This window comes from Mycobacterium sp. (assembly GCF_036488105.1).
Classification (GTDB): domain Bacteria; phylum Actinomycetota; class Actinomycetes; order Mycobacteriales; family Mycobacteriaceae; genus Mycobacterium.
Window position 1 is genome coordinate 1 of record NZ_DASXHW010000528.1, and the last position, 3,538, is coordinate 3,538.

Below are 3,538 nucleotides of genomic sequence, written 5' to 3' on the forward strand. Positions count from 1 at the left end.
TGGAACCGGGTGCGCCCCGACGATCACCTGATCGTCGCCCCGCAGTCCGACGGCGGCCCGGGATTCGTCGACGTGCTGGCGAGCCGGGTAGGGGAGCGGCGGGTTCTGCAAGTGTGTGGTCCGCTGTCCGAGGACGTGCGGGCCGAGTGGGTGCTGGATCCGTCGTCGGCGACCGCATACCTGGAATGCGCGCAGGCGTGTGGATTGGGCCTGCTCGGCGGCCCGCCGACACCTGCAACTGCGTTCGCGGCGCACAGTACGGGAGTTGGCCGGTTGATCGTTGCGGCGCTGGATGCGGGCGCGGCCCGCGTCGTCGTCGGACTTGGTGGCAGCGCGAGTACCGACGGGGGTCGCGGGCTGATCGAGGAGCTCGGCGGCCTGGACACCGCGCGGCGACGGCTTGCGGGGGTCGAGCTGATTGCTGCCTGTGACGTCGAACACCCGCTGCTGGGCCCGTGGGGAGCGGCCCGGGTGTTCGGACCGCAGAAGGGTGCCGATCCGGATACCGTGGCGGCGCTCGAAGAGCGTCTCGCACGGTGGGCCGGTGAATTGGACGCCGCCGCCGGACGGCCGGTCAGCGCCGAATCGGGCGCCGGGGCCGCCGGCGGGATCGGTGCGGCGCTGCTCGCGCTGGGCGGCCGATGCGAGTCGGGGGCGTCGATCATCGCCGAGCACACCGATTTGGCCGGTGACCTGGCCGTCGTCGATCTGGTGATCACCGGTGAGGGCAAATTCGACGACCAGTCCCTGCGCGGCAAGGTGGTCGGCGCGCTGGCCGCGGCGGCGCGATCGGCACAGGTACCGGTGGTGGTGCTGGCCGGCCAGGTGACTCTGGACGAGCCGGCCGTTCACTCGGCGGGCATCCTGGCGGCCTGTGCGGTCTCCGACTACGCGGGTTCGGTGCGGCTGGCGCTGGCTGATGCCGCCCACCAGCTGACGGGGCTGGCCTCGCAGGTCGCGGTGCGACTCGGGAATAGCGGCGCAACAAGGTACCTTTGAGGGGATGGGTTGTGTCGCCCAAACGACCCCATCCGGACACCAGTACTTACAGGGAGAAGCAATGACTGTTCAGGACGAGTCGACCACCGCCACAACTCACGGCGTGACCCTGACCGACGCCGCGGCAGCCAAGGCCAAATCACTGCTGGACCAGGAGGGACGTGACGACCTGTCGCTGCGGATCGCCGTCCAGCCCGGGGGATGCGCCGGTCTGCGCTACAACCTGTTCTTCGACGACCGCGCGCTCGATGGCGACCTCACCGTCGACTTCGGCGGCGTGACGTTGACCGTCGACCGGATGAGCGCGCCGTACGTGCAGGGCGCTTCCATCGACTTCGTCGACACCATCGAGAAGCAGGGTTTCACCATCGACAACCCGAACGCCACCGGCTCTTGCGCCTGCGGCGACTCCTTCAACTGACGCTCGATCGGCGCCGCTAGTACTCGCCTGCGGTTCGCTGCACATACGAGCACACCAGAATCTGGTTGTGCTGGCTCAGTAGCTGCGCGATGCCCTGAACCTGGCTGCGCGTGCTGCCGCCGGTGGACGGCTGGACCCGCATGCTGAACAACACCTGGGCTTGGTAGTCCGACCAGTACACGATCTTGTCGACCGAGGTCACCTGCGCTTCGGAGAACTGCTTGCGAAACGCGTCGCTGCTGAGTCTGGCCAGCGCCTGGTCGGATCGCCGGTCGCGCACCGCGTCGTAGATACCGCACAGCGAGTTGCGGGCGATGGTCTCGGTGTCGCGGTGCTCGAGGGCGTTCAGGTAATTCTGAATCGCCGCCGTGGCTGTGGCGTCGGAGAATGCGCCGGGCGCGGCTTTGGGAGCGCCGTGCGACCCGTACACGATGGCGGCTGCCACCCCGGCGACGACCAGCAGTGCCACCGCGGCGGCGATGAACAAGCGCCGACGGCGGGGCGGGTTCGGAAAGGGCATCGGTGGCGGCAACGGCCCCGGATAGGCCGCGACCGGCGGCGGGTAGGCCGGCGGCGTCGGGATGGGTTCGCTGGGATGGGTGTCGGAGAACGGTAGTCCGTCGGCGCCCAAACGATGGTCCGACGAAAACGGACCGGGCATATATGGATCTCCTCGGTAGCAAGCTCGCACGACCTTGGGCGAGTCAGGCCGCCGCTAGGTTCTGCTACGGAGGCTAGCGGGCGTCGGCCCACGATGCGAAGCCGACCACGACCACCGGTACGCTTAGCTAGCCGAACTTTGGAATTGAAGGGGTGGAATTTTCGTGACGATTGCGGTAACCGGTTCTATCGCCACTGACAATCTGATGCGGTTTCCGGGTCGATTCTCCGAACACCTGCTGGCCGAACACCTGCAGAAGGTATCGCTGAGCTTCCTGGTCGACGACCTGGTGATCCACCGCGGCGGAGTGGGCGGAAACATCGCCTTTGCCATCGGAGTGCTCGGCGGCGACGTGGCGTTGGTGGGTGCCGCCGGTGACGACTTCGTCGGGGACTACGGCAAATGGCTGCAATCGCACGGCGTCAACACCGACCATGTGCTGATCTCGAAATCCGCGCACACCGCGCGTTTCGTCTGCACCACCGATGAGGACATGGCCCAGATCGCGTCGTTCTACCCCGGCGCGATGTCCGAGGCCCGCAACATCAAGCTCGCGGACCTCGTGTCGTCGATCGGCAAGCCCGATCTGGTGATCATCGGGGCCAATGACCCCGACGCGATGGTGGTGCACACCGAGGAGTGCCGCAAGCTCGGCCTGGCCTTCGCCGCCGACCCGTCGCAGCAGTTGCCCCGGCTGTCCGGCGAGGAGATCGACAAGCTCGTCGACGGCGCGGAGTACCTGTTCACCAACGACTACGAGTGGGAGTTGTTGCAGTCGAAGACCGGCTGGTCAGAAGCCGACGTGATGGGCAAGGTCGGCCTGCGGGTCACCACGCTGGGAGCCAAGGGCGTCGATATCGTCGACCGCGACGGCAGCACCGCGCACGTCGGCGTGGTGCCGGAGACCAGCCTCACCGACCCCACTGGCGTGGGTGACGCCTTCCGCGCCGGCTTCCTGACCGGACGCAGCGGCGGGCTCAGCCTGGAGCGCTCGGCGCAACTTGGCTCCCTGGTCGCGGTGCTGGTGCTGGAGTCGACCGGTACCCAGGAGTGGACGTGGGACGCCGCGGCCGCCAAGACCCGGCTGGCCGGCGCCTATGGCGACGACGCTGCCGCCGAAATCGCCACCGTACTGGCCTAGTCGCCGGCGGCGTTACGGCCTATCCGGCCGCGACACTTAACCAGTTGCGACGACACGCCGGCGTCTGCCGCAGTGAGTTAAATCTCGGCGGGAAGTGACGGCGCCTAAAGCTGCACGGGATATTGCGGCTCGCTGATCTGCGGCACCACACTGTGCTCGACGAAGATCGCGTGCCACAGCATGAAAATCAACACCGTCCATAGTCGACGGCTGTGATCGGCTGTGCCGCAACGGTGTTCGTCTAGCATTCGGCGAACAGCCGACGCGTCGATCAGGTTGTCGGTGGCCGACGCGTTCACGATTTCATGCGCCCACT

5 protein-coding genes are annotated in these 3,538 nt (G+C 67.4%); 3 read left to right on the plus strand and 2 right to left on the minus strand.

The window, feature by feature from the left end:
* A partial coding sequence (locus VGH54_RS27865; protein WP_331515371.1) for a glycerate kinase occupies positions 1 to 999 on the plus strand: 999 nt, incomplete at its 5' end.
* A 61-nt stretch (positions 1,000 to 1,060) separates the two neighbouring features.
* A complete protein-coding gene (locus VGH54_RS27870) occupies positions 1,061 to 1,420 on the plus strand; it encodes an iron-sulfur cluster assembly accessory protein (RefSeq protein WP_331515372.1) in 360 nt (119 codons plus the stop codon).
* A 16-nt stretch (positions 1,421 to 1,436) separates the two neighbouring features.
* On the opposite strand, the gene VGH54_RS27875 is transcribed toward VGH54_RS27870, so the two are convergent.
* Entirely contained in the window at positions 1,437 to 2,081 is a 645-nt protein-coding gene (locus VGH54_RS27875) for a hypothetical protein (RefSeq protein ID WP_331515373.1), read from the minus strand.
* Between the two features lie 163 nt (positions 2,082 to 2,244).
* On the opposite strand from VGH54_RS27875, the gene VGH54_RS27880 reads away from it, so the two are divergent.
* On the plus strand, positions 2,245 to 3,222 hold the full coding sequence (locus VGH54_RS27880; protein WP_331515374.1) for a carbohydrate kinase family protein: 978 nt from the start codon (positions 2,245 to 2,247) through the stop codon (positions 3,220 to 3,222).
* 104 nt (positions 3,223 to 3,326) lie between these two features.
* Here the strand turns inward: VGH54_RS27880 and VGH54_RS27885 are convergent.
* Positions 3,327 to 3,538 (minus strand): asparagine synthase-related protein (locus tag VGH54_RS27885; RefSeq protein WP_331515375.1); only part of this gene is annotated, 212 nt, incomplete at its 5' end.